This window comes from Paraburkholderia phytofirmans, assembly GCF_046028095.1.
Lineage (GTDB): Bacteria > Pseudomonadota > Gammaproteobacteria > Burkholderiales > Burkholderiaceae > Paraburkholderia > Paraburkholderia phytofirmans_A.
In genome coordinates, this window is record NZ_JAQQDJ010000002.1 from 496,206 (window position 1) to 512,730 (window position 16,525).

15 protein-coding genes are annotated in these 16,525 nt (G+C 58.3%); 4 read left to right on the forward strand and 11 right to left on the reverse strand.

What is annotated here, in order from left to right; all coding sequences use genetic code 11:
* Nucleotides 1–80: 80 nt before the first annotated feature.
* Nucleotides 81–1,166, forward strand: a complete 1,086-nt coding sequence (locus tag PQR54_RS06750) for an AI-2E family transporter (RefSeq protein WP_408244623.1) — start codon at nt 81–83, stop codon at nt 1,164–1,166.
* 65 nt (nt 1,167–1,231) lie between these two features.
* Here the strand turns inward: PQR54_RS06750 and PQR54_RS06755 are convergent, their stop codons facing one another.
* The 5 genes from PQR54_RS06755 to PQR54_RS06775 all read right to left on the reverse strand — a co-directional run bounded on the left by PQR54_RS06755 (nt 1,232) and on the right by PQR54_RS06775 (nt 6,576).
* Nucleotides 1,232–2,488, reverse strand: a complete 1,257-nt coding sequence (locus PQR54_RS06755) for an MFS transporter (protein WP_408244624.1) — start codon at nt 2,486–2,488, stop codon at nt 1,232–1,234.
* Nucleotides 2,489–2,597: 109 nt separating this feature from the next.
* Nucleotides 2,598–3,455, reverse strand: coding sequence for a siderophore-interacting protein (locus tag PQR54_RS06760; protein ID WP_408244625.1), 858 nt, complete (start codon nt 3,453–3,455; stop codon nt 2,598–2,600).
* 96 nt (nt 3,456–3,551) lie between these two features.
* A complete protein-coding gene (locus tag PQR54_RS06765; RefSeq protein ID WP_408244626.1) occupies nt 3,552–4,436 on the reverse strand; it encodes a PadR family transcriptional regulator in 885 nt (294 codons plus the stop codon).
* Between the two features lie 693 nt (nt 4,437–5,129).
* The gene (locus tag PQR54_RS06770) at nt 5,130–6,230 is read right to left on the reverse strand and encodes an alkene reductase (protein WP_408244627.1); all 1,101 of its coding nucleotides are present in this window, start codon (nt 6,228–6,230) and stop codon (nt 5,130–5,132) included.
* Complete coding sequence (locus tag PQR54_RS06775; protein WP_408244628.1) at nt 6,178–6,576, reverse strand: NAD(P)-binding domain-containing protein; 399 nt, start codon at nt 6,574–6,576, stop codon at nt 6,178–6,180. Before PQR54_RS06775 ends, PQR54_RS06770 begins: the two co-directional genes overlap by 53 nt.
* 79 nt (nt 6,577–6,655) lie before the next feature.
* On the opposite strand from PQR54_RS06775, the gene PQR54_RS06780 reads away from it, so the two are divergent.
* The 3 genes from PQR54_RS06780 to PQR54_RS06790 all read left to right on the forward strand — a co-directional run bounded on the left by PQR54_RS06780 (nt 6,656) and on the right by PQR54_RS06790 (nt 10,329).
* A complete protein-coding gene (locus PQR54_RS06780) occupies nt 6,656–7,012 on the forward strand; it encodes a winged helix-turn-helix transcriptional regulator (RefSeq protein ID WP_408244629.1) in 357 nt (118 codons plus the stop codon).
* Between the two features lie 543 nt (nt 7,013–7,555).
* Nucleotides 7,556–9,658, forward strand: coding sequence for a 2Fe-2S iron-sulfur cluster-binding protein (locus tag PQR54_RS06785; RefSeq protein WP_408244630.1), 2,103 nt, complete (start codon nt 7,556–7,558; stop codon nt 9,656–9,658).
* Nucleotides 9,659–9,810: 152 nt separating this feature from the next.
* Complete coding sequence (locus tag PQR54_RS06790) at nt 9,811–10,329, forward strand: DUF3331 domain-containing protein (RefSeq protein WP_408244631.1); 519 nt, start codon at nt 9,811–9,813, stop codon at nt 10,327–10,329.
* Between the two features lie 122 nt (nt 10,330–10,451).
* Here PQR54_RS06790 and PQR54_RS06795 read toward each other — a convergent pair whose 3' ends face one another.
* The 6 genes from PQR54_RS06795 to PQR54_RS06820 all read right to left on the reverse strand — a co-directional run bounded on the left by PQR54_RS06795 (nt 10,452) and on the right by PQR54_RS06820 (nt 16,469).
* Nucleotides 10,452–11,294 (reverse strand): alpha/beta fold hydrolase, encoded by an 843-nt coding sequence (locus tag PQR54_RS06795; RefSeq protein WP_408244632.1) that lies wholly within the window; start codon nt 11,292–11,294, stop codon nt 10,452–10,454.
* Between the two features lie 402 nt (nt 11,295–11,696).
* Nucleotides 11,697–12,314 carry a glutathione S-transferase family protein gene (locus PQR54_RS06800; protein WP_408244633.1) on the reverse strand — a complete coding sequence of 206 codons (618 nt, stop codon included), beginning with the start codon at nt 12,312–12,314 and terminating at the stop codon, nt 11,697–11,699.
* Nucleotides 12,315–12,391: 77 nt separating this feature from the next.
* Nucleotides 12,392–12,865, reverse strand: a complete 474-nt coding sequence (locus PQR54_RS06805) for a nuclear transport factor 2 family protein (protein WP_408244634.1) — start codon at nt 12,863–12,865, stop codon at nt 12,392–12,394.
* A gap of 22 nt (nt 12,866–12,887) precedes the next feature.
* Nucleotides 12,888–13,706, reverse strand: coding sequence for an alpha/beta fold hydrolase (locus PQR54_RS06810; RefSeq protein ID WP_408245002.1), 819 nt, complete (start codon nt 13,704–13,706; stop codon nt 12,888–12,890).
* A 228-nt stretch (nt 13,707–13,934) separates the two neighbouring features.
* On the reverse strand, nt 13,935–14,582 hold the full coding sequence (locus PQR54_RS06815; RefSeq protein WP_408244635.1) for an isochorismatase family protein: 648 nt from the start codon (nt 14,580–14,582) through the stop codon (nt 13,935–13,937).
* 441 nt (nt 14,583–15,023) lie between these two features.
* Nucleotides 15,024–16,469: an aminotransferase-like domain-containing protein gene (locus PQR54_RS06820; RefSeq protein WP_408244636.1), complete on the reverse strand. Its 1,446-nt coding sequence runs from the start codon at nt 16,467–16,469 to the stop codon at nt 15,024–15,026.
* Nucleotides 16,470–16,525: the final 56 nt, after the last annotated feature.

Below are 16,525 nucleotides of genomic sequence, written 5' to 3' on the forward strand. Positions count from 1 at the left end.
CGCGCTGTGTCTGCGATACCTGTCCGATGTTCCCGGCGCGTTCGAGGCGCCGGATCTCATCGTCTATTCGAGGAAGGTTCATGCTGGGATTCGACGTTCGCACGGCCAGACAGGTCTGGACCGCGCTGCTGATCGCGCTGCTGTTTTTCTGCATCTATATGGCGTCGTCCACCGTGCTGGTGGTGGTGTTCGCGGTCTTCTTCAGCTATCTGATCTATCCGATGGTCGATCTCGTCGAGCGCATCCGGCCGCGTCGTATGCCGCGGGTGGCGTCGATTGCGCTGGTGTTCGTCGTGGTCGTCGCGGTGATCGCGGTGGTCGGATCGATCTTCGGCGTGCAGTTGCAGGACGAGGCGACACATCTGCTCGCGCAACTGCCTCAGTTGATGAAGTCCGATGTGCCCAACCGCTTTCCGTTGCCGCATTTTCTGGAGCCGCTGCGCGAGCGGATCGTCGATTTCGTGCGCGGCCAGATCGAGACCGGTTCCGACAAGGCCGTGCCGATGGCGCGCAGCGTCGGCCTCGGCGTGATGCACGCGGCCAGCAATCTGATCTACCTCGTGCTGATTCCGATTCTGAGCTTCCTGTTGATCAAGGAAGGTCCGCAGATGCGCGAAGACTTTCTCGATCTGCTGAACGACCGGCATCGCACGTTGTGGGCCGAGATCGTGACGGATCTGAACGTGCTGTTGTCGAAGTACGTGCGCGCGTTGCTGTTTCTGTCGCTGGCTACGCTGATCTGCTATGGCGTGGCGTTCTCGCTGCTCGGCGTGCCTTACGCGTTTCTGCTGGCGGTGAGCGCCGGTTTGCTTGAGTTCGTGCCGTTTGCCGGACCGCTCGCCGCAGTCGCCATCACGTTGATCGTGGCTGTGTTCAGCGGCTATGCGCATCTGCTCTGGCTGGTGATCTTTATCGCGCTGTACCGGCTGTTTCAGGACTACGTGCTCAATCCGTATCTGATGAGCGAAGGCGTGGAGGTCAGTCCGTTTCTCGTCATCGTCGGCTTGCTTGCCGGCGATCAGCTGGGCGGCGTGGCGGGGATTTTCCTGGCCGTGCCGGTGATTGCCATGCTGAAAATCATCATCGGGCGGGCGCGCGTGTTCTATGCGGCTTCACACGATGAAGGCGAAGCCGCGCGCCGCGCGCTGACCGGCAAAACCGACTGACGCATGAGTCGCGCGCGGCGCTTTGCAAGACAGCGCCGCGCGCGACGTGCGATCAAGACGTGCGATCAACTTTCGCCGATCGCTTCACCGTGCATCATGCCCGGCGCGGGCGCATCGCCTTGCGCGCCGCGCACGCGGGAAACCCACAACACGCCGGCCAGCGCGACCGCAACCGAGGCCCAGCCGACAGCCCCGTACCCCACGATCTGACCGCCCGGCGAACTGCTGAGCATCAAGCCGCCGATCCACGCGCCGCAGCCCGTGCCCAATGCCTGGAGCGCGCTGTTCGCGCTGAGAAAAGCGCCGCGCCGCGCAGGCTCGGGCACGGTGGTCAACAGAGCCTGCATCGGCACCATGCGTCCCGACATCAGCACCATGAAAACCGGGAAGAACATCACCAGCGCGTAGAACGGCAGATTCGGCAGATGCGTGACGAACAGCACCGGCAGAAACGCGAGCACCGCTGCGATTCTGAAGATGCGCCGCGTGCCGTACTTGTCAGCGAGCTTGCCCACGCGACGCGAAGTAAAGAACGTCGCCGCGCCGCCGGCCATATAGAGCCATGACAATTGCTCGGGCGCCACGCCGTGATTGGCGACCAGCACCGGCGAAATGAACGGAATCACCAGCATGTGAGCGACCATCATCATGAAGGTCAGCGCAAATGCATTCAGATGCCGCGGGTTGCTCAGGAGCCGCCACAAATCCGGCAAGACCTCCGCGAGCGGCGGCTGATGACGGCTCAAATGCTCTGCCAGCGACGGCACCAGTTGCCGTCCGGCAGTCCACACGAGCAGCGACAGCGCCACCAGCAGGAAGAACGGTGCCGCCCAGCCGAAGTGCGCGCCCAGCATCACGCCGGCCGGCACGCCCGCGATCGCCGCGAGCGAGAACGCCGTCATGATCGTGCCGGTGGCGGCGCCACGGCGCTGAACCGGGATCACGTCGCCGACGATCGCCATGATCACCGAGCCCAACACGCCGCCCGTGATGCCGGCGAACGCGCGTGCGGCGAGCAGCAGCGGAAAACTGCTCGCCAATGCGCACGCCAGGTTCGACAGCGCGAACAGCGCATACATGGTCAGCAGCAGACGGCGCCGGTCAAAGCGGTCGATATAGGTTGCCGCGAACAGGCCCGACAGTCCCGAGCACCACGAATACGCCGACACGGCCGTCGCGAATGCGGCCGGCGTGATGGCGAACGCGTGCATGATCTGCGGGCCGAGCGGCATCATCACCATGAAGTCCATGATGATGGTGAACTGCGTCAGCGCGAGCAGCCACAGCAGGCGGCGTTCGTGCTTTGGGCCTATTGAGTACATCGATCGATTCCTTGTTGTTGTTTTTTGGAAGCACGGTGCTCGCGCGATTCGCGCCGCCGCCGGACCGCACACGCCCCGCGGCGTATGCGATCACGCAGACGGTCGACGCTCAATCGTCGAGCGTTTCGTGCACCGCCTCGGCGCCCTGTTTCCAGTAGCTGGCCGCGCGAATGCGTGATTTGGCGACGCCGCGTTCCGTGCACAGGTGATAGCGCACCGCACGCATGGTCGCGGATTCGCCGGCTGCCCACACGTAGCCTTCGCCGTCCGCGGGCAGGTAGGTGTCGCGCACCGCCTGCAGCAAGGCCTCGCCGCGCACACCCGCTTCGCTGCGATAGCGCCAGACCAGATGCAACTCGGCTTGCGTCGTGAATTCGATCCGAGCCGACGGATCGGCCACTTCGATCACCGCCGCGACGCGCGTGCCGGCCGGCAGCTCTTCGAGACGCCGGGCAATGGCGGGCAACGCGGTATCGTCGCCGATCAGCAGATGCCAGTCGAAACCCTTAGGTATCACGAGCGAACCGCGCGGGCCGCCGATACCGAGATACTGGCCCACTTTGGCTTGCGCCGCCCACGTCGCCGCGGGGCCCGCTTCGTGCATCGCAAACTCGATGTCGAGTTCGCGCGCCTCGCGATCGAAGCGGCGCGGCGTGAAATCGCGTGCGACCGGACGCGGCTGGCCGGCGGGAAAGACCGGACCGTCGGGGCCCGCTTCCGGCAGCACCGGTTTGTCCGCGCCGGGTTCGGGGAAGAACACCTTGAGGTGGTCGTCGAACGACGCGGAAACGAAGTCGTGCAGATCGTCGCCCGTGAATGTGACGCGGATAAGATGCGGAGTCAGCGCGCGCACCTGCTTGACTTGCAGCAGACGGAATTTCAGTGGATGGCGCACGCGGCGGACGGCGAGGTCCGTTTGGCTGTCGGGTTGGTTCGCGGCTTGTTGGTCTTTGTCTTTAGTCAGCATGAGAGTACTTTTCCTGTTCGTTCGATAGGCGAGCGTTCACGCGCGCAAGCGGGGCTCGCGGCGCGCATGAGCGCGCCGGCAACGGGCGGTGCGAGGTCAGGCGGCCGGCTCGACGTTGTCGCCGTTTTCGCTGCTGTCCGGTTTGATTTCGCTTTCGATTTCTTTGGCCGCGCGCAGCAGAATTTCAGCGATGCGGCGCTGTTCCGCCGCCGGCGCGTTGTCACGGCGCAGCAACGCATGCTTCAGCGCGCGGCGCGCTTCGCTCAGCTCGGGCAACCAGCCGCCTTCGCTGATGTCGGCCGGCTCTTCGCCGGCAAACGCGCGGCGCACCGAATCCATCTTGCGGGCGATATGGCTCAGCTTGGCCAGCATCAATTCGACTCGGTCGCGGTTGGCGGCCAGATATTCGCGGCCCGTTTCCGACAGTTCGTAGCGCTTGCGGTTGCCTTCGAGCTGCACGGTTACGTAGCCGAGTTCTTCCAGATACGTGAGGGCCGGGTAGACCATGCCCGGGCTCGGGCTGTAGAAACCGTTCGAGCGCGTTTCGAGCGCCTTGATCAGTTCGTAGCCGTGGCTCGGCTGCGAGCCGATCATCGACAGAAGCAGCAATTGCAAGTCGTCGGAGCTGAATTTGCGGCCGCGCGGAAAACCGTCCCCATCGCCGCCGAAGCCGCCCGGGCCGCCGCCAAAGCGCCCGCCACGCCCGCCGCCGCGATGCTCGTGATGTCGGCCGATGGCGTGCCACAGCGCGTGCAGGGCGAAGCGGTCGTTGTCGTGACGGGCTGGGCCGCCATGGGGGGCAGCACGGAATTCGTCGCGGAATTCGGCGCGGGCATCGCGGCCGCGTTCGCCGCGTTCTCCGCGGTAGTCGTAGCGGTGGGCAAAGGCATGCCAAAACGCATGGAGTGTGCCGCGGTCGTGGCCGGCGGGGAGACTGTCGTCCGCCATGCGCGGACGGGAAAAACGGTGGTGATGACGCATCTGGACTCTCGCTTGTGTCTTAAGATGTGTCTTAAGATATATATCTAAAGATAGTTTGTCAAATTCCTTTTTTGCGATGTATCGCGGGCATCAGGGTCTGCGGGAGGTGGCAGAACGCCGGTTCAGCGCAAAAAGTCTGCAGCAACACGATTTTTTTCGGTGAGCGACGCACAGATTTTTGAGCGGTGATTGGCCTGTCGTGCGCTTTGCGGAAAGACAAGATCCGAGCTAGCTGAAGCGTGTGCCAGAGTCAATCGAACATGCCAGGTAACACGACGACAACGCAAAGCAGCGAAGTATTCGATATCAATCCAGGTTTTATTGCGGTTGGACGTGTGGAACTTCTCCAATCTTTCTAGTCAGGCCGAACCAGGAAATCGATCTACCCGGAGACATGCCGGTGCTGATGTGTCCAGTTGCAGGTTCCTATACGCATCGCTTCGCAACGAAAGGGGGAGCGGCCGGTGCATGCGATTTGCCTGAGCCACTGATCGGCCAACTGGGGACATTAGACGAACCCCCGTACTTATTCGACGATTCTGACTTCTGGACACGAATTAGCCATTCCGCAGAGCGCGCAAATTGAATTTCTTCACCAACGGCGAGAAAGCAACGAAGCCGTCGCACATCCATGACGTGCTCTATTTGTGCTCCCCGCCGGCTGCTAACAAAGTTTATCGACTTAGCTTCTCATCAAATTGCTCTCGGATAATCCGCATATCCACGAGAGCCACCCTGATAGTACGTATCCGGGTCTCCCGACGATAGCGCGATGCCTTGCTGGAAGCGTTCTACAAGGTCGGGGTTTGCGATGTAAGGGGCACCAAACGAAACAAGATCGGCAGCGCCGGAACTGATAACAGCCTGTGCAGACTCCTCCGTCAAACCACCGTTGGCGATGATCAGGCCATCGTAGAACTTGCGGAAGTACTGAACGGTTCCGCCTCCGAGTGCTTCGATTGGCGTGCCGGTCAAGTCACCAGGGGGATGGTAGAACTGCAGGTATGCGATCTTCAGCTTCAAGACCTGCGAAACCAGGTATTCGTATGTGGGCAGTGTCTGCTCGGTTGGCTGAAACTTGCCCGAGCGAAACGCGGGGCTGAGCTTGAAGCCGATCCGACCCGGTCGCCATTCGGAGATCATCGCTTCGAGAACATCGAGCGCAAACCGAGCCCGGTTTTCGATACTGCCACCGTAGCGATCTTCACGCAGGTTGAAGCCATCGTGCAGAAATTCCGGGAGCAGATAGGTGGCAATTCCGTGCAACTCGACTCCATCGAAGCCTGCATCCCGCGCGAGCCGTGTCCCACGCGCGTAGTCGCTGATCGTGCGCGCGATGTCGCCGAGAGTCATCGCCTTCGGCGTTGGCGACGTCTGGAAGCCAGTGGGTGTGAACACCTGCTGTTCGAGGCTGACTGCCGACGGAGCAAGAGGCAGCGCGCCGCCGAGCAGATCCGGGTGCGAGGCCGCTCCAAGGTGGCCGAGCTGCACGAAGATCCGGCCGCCAGCATCATGGACGGCATCTGTTACGCGCTTCCAGCCTTCGGCTTGCTTTTCGTTGAATAAGCCAGGTACGTGAATCGCACCGATTGCCTCATCGCTCGGCCAGGTGCCTTCGCTCATGATCAGCCCCGCCGATGCGCGCTGGCGGTAATACTCAGCCTGCAGAGGAACCGGAACCAGTTCCGGATTTTCCGTCCGCGCTCGCGATAGCGAAGCCATGACAATGCGGTTCGGCAACTCAATATCGCCTAACTTGATTGGCTGAAACAAAATACTGCTGGATAATTTCATTGCTACTCCGAATTAGAATTTGAGAAGGACGGTTACCAGCGCCGAAGCCATTAATCGAATCGATGAGGATCTGTCCGCGCCACGGCGGCAGTTTGCGAAGGACAGTTTCAACCCGAGGCCAGGAAAGAGTGAGCAGAACAACTAAATGATTCACTGCATCCCGAAGCGTCCCCTCGCATGCCAATGGTCCAAACTCTCCTGCAAGCGATGCGCGGCTGTACGGCCCATGACTATTGCGGAAGACATGTTGTGTCCGGCATCGACAGCCTTGCGGGCGGATGACTGTGCCGCCTGCCCGGCACCGATAAGACCTATCTGCATGTCGCGTCCTGAACCGGTAGACCACGTCTTACCAGGATGTTAACCTTGGGACAGTTTATGTTCCAGTACGCACTATTTGGTAAGTATAGAAAGGCGAGGGTCAAATGCGCGAAGTTTCGTTCAGTTGCGGCATGGAAGCGGTGCTCGACCTGGTTGGCGGCAAGTGGAAGCTTCTGATCCTCTACCACTTGATGCATAGCAAGCAGTTGCGTTTTGGTGAATTGAGGCGACTTGTCGGCAATGTGAGCGAGAAGATGCTAAGCCAGCAGCTCAAAGAAATGACCAGCGATGGCTTGGTTCGGCGTATCGACTTCCGCACGGTCCCACCCCATGTCGAATACGAATTGACCGCGTTCGGCAAGGATTTTGGCAAGAACCTCCAGCCTATCTGTGAATGGGGCAGCCAGAACATGGAAGAGATCAGCGCAATTTCGGCCGCTCGCGCCATTCGCAACACGTAGTTCACTTACTTCATGCGGTCCTGAGAAGAAATAGCGACCTGGTACTTACTTTTAGGTAAGTACCAAGGCAAGCGTCACTGTGTTAGCGCCAAATGTCTTTAGTGCGCATGCCTGTTGATATTGCCTCGATGTACACAGAGCGTGCGCGAGCCGAACCCGCGGATGTGCGCGTCTTATCCGGGCAGACATTGCGGTGGGCCATCGCAGTCAAGTAAGCAGGGCGGAGGCTGACTGAGGCATCTGGGAGTTGTCTGGCTTTCGATCGCAGACGCATCGCGCGCGGCTTACAGCGCGCGGAGTGGCAGAACGCTCGTCGGAACGGATTAGCGACTTTCTCACCGTGCGTAAGTTGGCTAAGACCGTGCCGAAGTGAAATAGCTTTCGATTTTGATCTGCCAAACTACGAACGCCAGCAGGTTGGCCGTCGACGACAACTGCCTTGCAGGAGCGTGCGCGATATTTGGGGCCGGTCAGCAACGCGCAGGCGTTAGCCTGACCACCGGCGGCCGATCGGACAACCATGGCACGCATGGGAGCATTTTCATGAGCAAGCCAGCCGTTCCCCCGTCGCCAGGATGGGATCTCGAACGTTCACCTTTCCATCGCGGCGAAATCGCAATTCAGGAGCGAGTCGGTGTTCGCGAGAAAATAAACGCACAGGGCAGACACGCCGTTCGTCGCTACCTGACACCGCAGCAAAAGGAGTTTTTTCCGATGCTGCCGTATGTGTTCATGGCTTCAGTCGATTCGCAAGGGCGGCCGTGGGCTTCGATGCTGCTCGGTGAGCCTGGATTCGTTAACCCGACCGGTGATGTCGCCGTTGTCGTCCGCGCGCGTCCCTTGTATGCCGACCCGCTCAACGAATCACTAGTTCCAGGTGCTGAGGCCGCATTGCTGGGTGTCCAGTTCCATACTCGCCGCCGCAATCGAATAATCGGCACTGTCGGTGCTTTGACGTCCGATGGATTCACGATTGACGTCCGTCAGACTCTGGGTATCTGCCCGCAATATATTCAGGGCCGCGAAGTAACGTTCGATCGTGATCCGCTCTTGCCCGAACCTCGCCCGGTTCACCGGGCTACGCGACTTGACGCTGCTGCGCAAGCGATCATCGCTAAAGCGGACACCTATTTTGTCGCAAGCGTTGCTCCGAAAGAGGAGGACGACATCGCAGCGGGCGCTGATATCTCGCATCGTGGGGGCCGTCCCGGCTTCGTCCGCATCGACGACGACTGCACTTTGACCGCACCGGAATTCGTTGGCAATTTTATCTTTAACACCCTTGGCAACTGGCAGCTCGACAATCATGCAGGCCTGATGTTCATTGATTTTGACAACGGCGATATGTTGTATATCGCTGCGCATGCGGAAGTAATCTGGGAGGCGCCCGAGATTCGGGCCTTTACGGGTGCACAGCGTCTCTTCCGATACCACATCGATGAAGTCTTCCGTGTCGAGGCAAGTCTGCCCGGCCATTTTTCTGCACCCGACTACTCGCCGCTGCTAGAGCGCACCGGACACTGGGATGAAGTAGCGAAAACGCTCGAGGCAGAGCGCCTTCGCACTATTTGGCGACCGTTCAAGCTTATCGAGACGATCGACGAAAGCGCAGTGATTCGTTCATTTGTTTTTGCGCCTGCGGATGGCGGCGGCCTGGTCACCCACCAGGCGGGTCAATATCTGCCGATTCGAGTGCAGCCTGGGGGCTGGGCGGAGCCGACGACGCGCACCTACACACTTTCTGACGCACCCAACGGCCGGACGTACAGGATCAGCGTCAAGCGCGAAGGCAAGGGCGGCGTTTCTGACTGGCTGCACGACCACCTAAGTGTTGGAGACAACGTCGAAGCACTGGCGCCGCGAGGCACGTTTGTGTTCAACGAGTCTGCAGGCCGTGCCGTCGTGCTGGTATCCGCTGGTGTTGGAATCACGCCCATGATAGCCATGCTTAACAGCCAGCTCGTCAACGATGGTCGTACCCTCCTGCACAAGCCAATTCGCTTTATCCATGCCGCAATCGACAGCAAGAATAGGGCGTTTGCAGCCCATCTTGCCAAGAAAGCAGAACTTCACGGAAACCTTAATCTGCACATGGTGCTCAGCCGGCCATCGGCAGACGACGTGCTCGGCAAGACTCATCATAGCGTTGGCCACATCGACCGCCTGCTGCTACAGAGGCTATTGCCGCTCGACGACTACGAGTTTTATCTTTGTGGTCCGGCACCCTTCATGCAAAGCGTGTATGACGCGATTTTGTCGCTCGGAGTGCCGGATAAGCGTATTCATCTTGAGACCTTCGGCCCTGCATCGATTTCAAGGCGGATCGAAAAGACAGTTGAACAGGACTCTAGCGAAGGCGTCGTGGTCGAGTTCGTCAAGAGTCGCAAGACCGTTGTGTGGCGCCCCAAAAGCGGCAGCCTGCTCGAATTGGCTGAGACCAATGGCATCCAGCCGCTCTACTCGTGTCGGTCAGGAAGTTGCGGCACCTGCGCGACGCGGGTTGTGAAAGGGACGGTCGACTATGCCGAGGATCCAATTCATGAAGTAGGGCCGGGCGAAGCGCTGATCTGTGTTGGTCATCCTCACCCCGGTCTCCATCTCGAAGATGGCACGCTCAACCGTGAGGGCGTCACGCTTGACCTCTGAGACGGCGACCGAAAGACAGAGTGCCCCGTCAGAGATCGCTCGCTCCGTGCAATCGTGAAATACATGGAGATTGCCGCCGTGCATCCTGGATTCGACAACTTTTTCAAGCATGCCAACTGTCCGCTTAACTTTGGACTATGAGGATTTGCGCCATGGATCAAGTTTTCGAGAGGGTAGACGCCTGGCAGGGCATCTTGAGGCAGCTGCGAGCGATGACCGGCGATCTTTGCGACGAGTTTCGAAAAGCAGATAACGCTGGCTTTCGGCCCGCGCCGCCCGGAAGCTGTGTTGAGGAGCCGAACTTCGCTGCCCGCTCGGAGGCAGCCCAGACAGGTCAATCCGCCAGCGTCAGGATCGTCGAATGGTCAGACAAAAATTTGACCATCGTGTGGCACGATCCCACAGCGTGCAGCTATGACGACCAGCGTTGGCGACGTGCCAAATCTAGCAGGGCGGGCGTGTGCGCCCTGACTGGTATGGCCATTCACAAAGGTCAGGAAATTTTTAAACCGGGGCGCACCAAGCCCCCGCCCGCAAACGCTGATGCCATGATTCTGGTAAGTGCATTAGCGGTCGCCCTAACGGCCCCTTGGCCATTCGAACGCGTGAACAACGAGATTGCCTGGCCGCCGCATAACGCCCTGACGTCAAAGGTGCCCGATGCGCGATAAGTTCGCGGCGATTCTGGTATTACGGGGTCATCGTCTAACGAATCGCGACGGCGTACTAGTGCACCCGGTTTTGATGTGGAGATTTCGCGCGCGCATGCCGCTCACATAGATGCGGTGTTTGTTCATTCGGATGTGGCAGCGGCGGCCTCTTCGATAACCCTTGCGACGGCGTCGGGGTGTGAAATCATGACGACGTGGGAAGCGCCCGGGATTTCGACTATCTTCCTGGCATGCGCTCGCTCCGCCATAAAAGGCTGAAGTGCGGGTGGAATGTTCTTGTCGCGACTACCGTATATGAAGTATGAGGGAATGGTCTTCCATGCAGGTGCGCCAGAAGGCTCCTTGAGTGCTGCCTCGGTGATCGGCCGCTGGGCAACCGCCATTTGGGCAGCCTGTGCGGGCGGCACGTCGGCGGCAAACTGCGCGTGGAAATTCTGTTGCTTGATGTATAAGTCTTTTCCACCATCTGCAAGGGGGACCGGGGGGGCGAGCGTCGGCCCCAAAGTGCTTCCTGGATATTTTCCCGACAAAGTTGCGGCGCTTTCGCCCAAATCTGGTGCGAGGCCGGCAACAAAGACGAGAGCCTTTACATTGCTTTTGCCGGCAGCCGCGTTGGTGATGACATTTCCGCCGTAAGAGTGTCCCACGAGGATCACCGGGCCGTGAACGGAGTCCAACACTCCTGCGACGTATTTACCGTCGCTCTCAACGCCTCGCAACGGATTAGCGACGGCGACAACCGTATATCCCTTCGCAAGAAGCCGGCTCGCCACTCCGTTCCAACTCGAGGAGTCAGCGAAGGCGCCATGCACGAGGACCACTGTCGGCTTTTCTGAAGACGGCGCTGCGCGGACATGCTGTGCCAGGCCGGTAAAAAACAGAGATGCCATCGCGAGGAAACAAAGGGCGATGGTGCGAGCTTTCGGGAAAACAGCGTAATTGGCGAGGCGGCTCACTGGGCGCATGACGGAATCCTGTGGGTGATGTTTGCTGAGCCGGGGACGCCTCGCCGCCATCGGGATCGCAGTTGATGGTTCGCTAATGACGAAATCTTGCGGCAGTTTGCGGGCAGCGATTTTTTCGAAGAGATTTGCGGTCGCGATTCGCCGCCTTGGCGGCCATATCGACTATTGCGTAATTGCGACGTTGATCAAGCGCTAACGTTTGTTTAAAGAACATACCGGGATCAATTATCTGTCGCCCGCTACAGCGGTGCTATGTCCCGTAGCATGCAGTGGAGACGCTATTGACGAGTCGGCCGTCGGGCTCTCGCATTCGATTTAGAGCTACATAGTCTTTGCGAGAGTATTCGTCTTCGTCCAGGTATCGCGATGCTGCGAGTGAGCGACAACATCGCGAGATGGGGGCTAAGCGTCTACTGCCAGGCCGACTGGTGTCTTCTTGAACTCGACAAAGCCAGGCAATTCCTCTATCCGGCGTAGCCAGGCGTTAACGTTTGGATATTCGGACAGGTCGACGTTTCCTTCTGGAGCGCGGGCGATGTAGCTGTACAGCGCAACATCTGCAACCGTCGGGCCGTTCATCGCGATAAATTTTCGTCCTTCGAGTTCTGCATCGATAAGCTTGAGCACACCATGGGCCCGTGTTATCACTTCCTCTGGATTTCGATTTGCGCCAAAGACTGTGATCAACCGAGCTGCGGCCGGCCCATAAGCGATTTCGCCGGCGGCAACAGAAAGCCAGCGTTGGATCGTTGCAGCTGCCTCCGGCTCTTCTGGCAACCAATCGGTTTTGCCGAGTTTTTTTGACAAATAGACAAGAATCGCGTTTGAGTCGGCGATCTTCTTTTCACCGTCGACAAGTACCGGCACTTGCCCGAAGCGATTGAGCTTGAGATACTCGGGAGACTTATGTTGCGCGGTCATCAAGTCGACTTCAATAAGCTCGTGGTCGATGCCCAGTAACGAAAGGAATAGACGCGCGCGGTGCGAGTGGCCCGAAAGCGGATGATAGTAAAGTTTCACGGCAGTGCTCCTTCTAGTGGGTTTCAGGATGTTGCGACATGGCCGGCAATTTCATGTGTGTCAATTTGGGCTTGGGGCTACAGTCCCAGACTACTCAAACTTGGGTGGTCATCCGGGCGTCGCCCTAAGGGCCAGTGAAACAATCGGTCTGATTCCCTAATCGGAAGGTCATTGATGCATGCATAGCGATACATCATCAAACCGTCTGGATTGAACTCCCAGTTTTCATTTCCGTATGATCGGTACCAGTTGCTCGAATCATCATGAAACTCGTAGGCAAATCGCACGGCGATCCTGTTCCCGGTAAATGCCCATAGCTCCTTGATCAGGCGGTAATCGAGTTCTCGTCGCCATTTTCTTGTTAATAGTGCGACGATTTCACTGCGCCCGTTAGCGAACTCCGCCCGGTTGCGCCAGCGGGAGTCGACTGAATAGGCTAGGGAGACACGCTCTGGATCGCGAGTATTCCACCCGTCTTCGGCGAGACGAACCTTCTGGGTGGCGGATTCCGCAGTAAACGGTGGAAAAGGTGGTCGTGATTCGGATGGCATGATCGATCTCTTCTGCGCGCGTTCAGGACTTGACGAATGCCAGCAGGTCAGCATTCACCTTATCGGCCAACGTCGTGCACATTCCATGGGGCGCGCCGGGATACACCTTTAGCGTGGCCCCTTTGATGATCTTGGACGAAAGCATGGCGGAGTCGGATATCGGGACAATCTGATCGTCGTCGCCGTGCAGAATGAGTGTTGGGATGTCGACTTTCTTAAGATCTTCGGTGAAGTTGGTTTCAGAAAATTGCTTCACGCAATCATATTGGCCCTTGATGCCTCCCAGCATTCCCTGGAGCCAGAACGCGTCTATCACCCCTTGCTTGGGCGTGCTGCCTTGGCGATTGTAGCCATAGAAAGGCATCGCAAGATCCTTGTAGAATTGCGCGCGGTCCAGTACTCCTGTACGGATTTTGTCGAACACGTCAAGCGATAGTCCGCCGGGATTTTCGGCAGTCTTCAGCATGGTCGGAGGTACCGCGCCGATCAGTACCGCTTTTGAGAGCCGCTTTGTTCCGTGTCGTCCGATATAGCGGACTACTTCGCCGCCGCCGGTCGAATGGCCCACCAGCATCGCATCTTTTACGTCGAGCATGTCCAGAAGTCCGGCGAGGTCATCGGCGTACGTGTCCATATCGTTGCCGTCCCACGACTGACTGGAGCGGCCGTGGGAGCGCCGATCATGAGCAATAACGCGATACCCTTGGAGGCCCAGAAAGAGCATCTGCGGGTCCCATGCATCGGCATCGAGAGGCCAGCCGTGCGAAAAAACTATTGGTTTGCCTTTGCCCCAATCTTTAAAAAAAATCTGTGTACCGTCCTTCGAGTTGAATTCATGCATTGCTTCTGCTCCCGGGCGTTTGGTGCGGTTCGCCGCACTACCTGCAATCGAACCAGTGGCGGCGAATGAGATTGCCGGGAGGCTGGCAACTGCTGCACTAACAGCCATAACGCGACGGCGAATTGCCGAAAACTCGCGGGTTTGGTTCGTTCCGTTCACGGTTAGCTCTCGGTAACTATGGAGATGACGAGTCAACGCCTTGCGACTCGCAGGACGCAAGACGACCTCCTAGGTCATTGCCTTGACGACTTCATCGGTGGACAGTACGGCGTGGGCGAGGAATTGGTAGTTGACCATGGCTGCTTTGTAGCCGTCGCCCCACACAGGATGTCGTGGTCCGGCTGTTGCGTCCTTAACCACAGACACCTCGAACCCCTGCTCAAGGAGCTCGCGTAAATGAGATTCGACGCACATGTTGGCGAGCATTCCGCCGAGCACGATTTTGCTGATTTGACGCTTGCGCAGTTGGAGAGTCAGGTCGTTGGTCTGATTGCCAAAGACTTTATGTGGACTAACAACGATCGTCTTTCCGTCTTCGATGTAAGGTTTAAACGTGTTGAGCCAGTCCGCACCTGAGTTTTCAAACCCATCCAACGTCAACGCTCCGGTGCGGCCGAACGTGCCGGTCTCGAACTCCATTGCCTCCAGCGGGCCATTCATCTTCCAACCTTTGTCTGTTGGAAAGAAATAGTGCGGGGAGATGAACACCTCAAAGCCGCCGGCCTTGGCCGCCTTAAAAATGCGTTCCATGTTCTCAACCGTGTGATTCTCAGTGACGCTCGCGCCGACAACTCCCCAATTCAGACCCGTTTTACTAAGGACATCGTTTTGCGGATCGATAAATACCACTGCAGTGTCACTCTTATTGATGTCCATCTCGTGCTCCATGGCGTAATGGTGAACTGAAGAAGACAGATCGCCGAAGCGCTGCTGCATAGCAATCGATAGCTGACCCACGTGGTCTTGAGCAGACGCTAAACATGGGAATGGCTTTCGCTACTCGCCATCTCATCTGTGTAGCGAGAGGTCGCCTGTCGGATCGGCGCAGTTGAACTCCGTGACGCAACTATCTGCTTTGCGTGTCGGGAGGTCTTACAGTTTCGCACTAGGCTCTGTTGAAATGGCACGGAGAATACGAAGATGGAGGCTTCGTATGTGAGCGTGCGGAGAATTTACCTGCAGAAGCAACATGGCGGAGTGCACTTTCCGAGTGCACTATCCAGTTTTTATCAGGTGAACCGTCTGCTTCCGGAGCAGGGGAGATGGGCTGCCTGAACCGTCGCAACGTGTGGCGCTGCACCCGGTCGGACTTAAGATTCAGATGACTTGCCTGTGAGCGGGGGACTTAAGATGCAAGATATCGGCGATTCGTTGCAGGCAACCATCCAGGTCTGCACGTGTGTCCGGCGCGCCCAGGCACAGACGGACGCCTTGAGGTGCTTCGGAAACGGAAAACGCCTCGCTACCGGCGATCGAAATGCCGGCAATCCGCAATTGGGTAGTGAATGTGCTTAGTGTCCAATGTGAGGGCATTTGCAGCCAAAGATGGAATCCTTGAGTTTGCGAGTTGGTCAAATCTGGCCCTAACCATTGCGAAGCGATTGCCTGTCGTGCATCGCTTTCAGCACGTATCGCGTCGAGCATAGCGTCGGCGACTCCGTTCTCTATCCAGTAAGACGCTAGTGCCGCGCTGAGTGGAGCGGCCATTGATGCTGTGGCCCGAATCATGACGTCGGCTCGATCCGCCATTTGTTGGTTGGGTACAGCAAGGTAAGCGATTCGAAGTGCAGGGGAGACGCACTTTGCCAAGCCCCCAACGTAATAGACAAGTTCTGGGGCAAGTGAGGCCAAGCTTGGAAATTGCGCGAGAGCATCTACCGCATCGCCGCGCGAGGCAAACAGCGGCCAATAGTTGTCGTCTTCGATGACCGGAAGCTTATGGCGGCGGGCAACCTCCAGGAGCGCGAGACGTCGCTCCAGCGGCATAGTGACTGTCGTTGGATTGTGCAGAATGGGTGTGCAGTAGAACGCCTTGGGTTGTTCCTTGCGGCAAACAAAGTCGAGCGCGTCAGGCAAAACACCATGCTCGTCCATCTTTACTGGGACAAGCCGTATCCCTAATTCTCTGGCTAATAATATATATCCCGGGTAAGTCAGTTCCTCAATGCAAACGGTATCGCCGGCGTTTGCGAGCATCATTGTCGTGGCTAAAAGCGCCCCTTGCGCGCCCGGGCAAACGAGAAGCCGTTCAGGGCCAAGACCGGGCAACCGCCGCGCGAGCCAGTTAGCGCCAATGGCGCGATCCTGCATCGCTCCGCTAGGGACCTGGTAACGCATCAGCATATCCAGTCCGCGCTGTGAAAGGGCAGTTGGAATGCCGCTCCAGATTCGTTCCTCGAGCGTGGCGTTGATAAAGCGGGGAGGGTGATTGATTAACATGTCGATAGGCGTCGACGCGTTGGACGTCGCCAACCTTAGTTTTGCCGCTTTGACATAAGTGCCTCTCCCTACGCGAGCCTCGATCAGGCCCCGCCGTTGCGCCTCCGCGTAGCCTCTGCTCACTGTTGTGAAATCAATCTCTAGCGCGGCCGCCAATGTGCGTTGTGGCGGTAGGCGATCGCCAGCACGCAAATTTCCTTGGGCGATGCTTTCTGCGAGGGAGTCGGCAATGGCCAGATAGGTTGGGCCACTGACTTCCTCGAGGTTCGGTTTCCAGTTTGAAGTGCGCATTGTGTTCCCCTGTTCGCGGGAGCGATTTTTCATTGTATGCACAAAATCCATTCACCGGACAGATATCGCGCGAATGCACGTTGGCGTTG

Excerpts from the sequence above, each read along its gene's own strand:
- PQR54_RS06750 (WP_408244623.1), top strand. The coding sequence starts at position 81 with ATGCTGGGATTCGACGTTCGCACGGCCAGACAGGTCTGGACCGCGCTG.
- PQR54_RS06755 (WP_408244624.1), bottom strand. The coding sequence starts at position 2,488 with ATGTACTCAATAGGCCCAAAGCACGAACGCCGCCTGCTGTGGCTGCTC.
- PQR54_RS06760 (WP_408244625.1), bottom strand. The coding sequence starts at position 3,455 with ATGCTGACTAAAGACAAAGACCAACAAGCCGCGAACCAACCCGACAGC.
- PQR54_RS06765 (WP_408244626.1), bottom strand. The coding sequence starts at position 4,436 with ATGCGTCATCACCACCGTTTTTCCCGTCCGCGCATGGCGGACGACAGT.
- PQR54_RS06770 (WP_408244627.1), bottom strand. The coding sequence starts at position 6,230 with ATGAAATTATCCAGCAGTATTTTGTTTCAGCCAATCAAGTTAGGCGAT.
- PQR54_RS06780 (WP_408244629.1), top strand. The coding sequence starts at position 6,656 with ATGCGCGAAGTTTCGTTCAGTTGCGGCATGGAAGCGGTGCTCGACCTG.
- PQR54_RS06785 (WP_408244630.1), top strand. The coding sequence starts at position 7,556 with ATGAGCAAGCCAGCCGTTCCCCCGTCGCCAGGATGGGATCTCGAACGT.
- PQR54_RS06790 (WP_408244631.1), top strand. The coding sequence starts at position 9,811 with ATGGATCAAGTTTTCGAGAGGGTAGACGCCTGGCAGGGCATCTTGAGG.
- PQR54_RS06795 (WP_408244632.1), bottom strand. The coding sequence starts at position 11,294 with ATGCGCCCAGTGAGCCGCCTCGCCAATTACGCTGTTTTCCCGAAAGCT.
- PQR54_RS06805 (WP_408244634.1), bottom strand. The coding sequence starts at position 12,865 with ATGCCATCCGAATCACGACCACCTTTTCCACCGTTTACTGCGGAATCC.
- PQR54_RS06810 (WP_408245002.1), bottom strand. The coding sequence starts at position 13,706 with ATGCATGAATTCAACTCGAAGGACGGTACACAGATTTTTTTTAAAGAT.
- PQR54_RS06815 (WP_408244635.1), bottom strand. The coding sequence starts at position 14,582 with ATGGACATCAATAAGAGTGACACTGCAGTGGTATTTATCGATCCGCAA.
- PQR54_RS06820 (WP_408244636.1), bottom strand. The coding sequence starts at position 16,469 with ATGAAAAATCGCTCCCGCGAACAGGGGAACACAATGCGCACTTCAAAC.